The 668-nt window shown below is 48.1% G+C and carries 1 protein-coding gene; it reads right to left on the reverse strand.

All coding sequences use genetic code 11. From position 1 onward, the window contains the following. Nucleotides 1–115: 115 nt before the first annotated feature. Nucleotides 116–668 (reverse strand): TolC family protein (locus tag A3750_RS22785; RefSeq protein WP_197475259.1); only part of this gene is annotated, 553 nt, incomplete at its 5' end.

Below are 668 nucleotides of genomic sequence, written 5' to 3' on the forward strand. Positions count from 1 at the left end.
AGGGTGAAAAAGCGTATGCCGTTGTTGAGAGAGGAAAAGGTGCGACCGGTCGTGTGGTTGACGCGATCGCTCCTTTTTTCAATTAACAAAAAGTCTAAAGTGGTAAAGCTCTGCTTTAGTTAGATGCCTCGATGAGATAGTTGTTAATTGCTAAGACGTCTTCTTCTGTGAGCGTACCAGCCGCCTGTTTCAATTTTAAACCGCTGATAACGAAGTCGAAGCGCGCACTCGCGTGATCACGCAATGCGGTAAAGTAGTTTCGCTCTGCATCCAGCACCTCAACAATGTTTCGAGTCCCTACGTTGTATCCCTCTCGTGTTGCCTCTAACGCACTTTCACGAGAGACAATGTTTTGTTGCAATGACTCTACGGTTTGTACGTTCGTTCTTAGATTGATGAACTCTGAACGAGTTTGTATTTCTGCGGAACGTTGCGCTGAGGTAAGTTGATGGCGTGCTTGCTCGGCTAAGAATCTTGAGCGCTTAGAGGCTGCTTGTGTTGCGCCGCCAGAATAGAGAGGCAGGTTAAAGTTTAGGGCGATATTGCTTTCTTCCGTTCCCAAAGCACCGTTGGCGGGAGGCAGCCCCTGCTTATAGTTATCAAGAGAGGTATCATTGAGTCCTGCAGTTAGAGTAAGCGTCGGGTAGTGGCCCGAGCGCTTCGATTTA

Source organism: Oleiphilus sp. HI0079 (assembly GCF_001635105.1).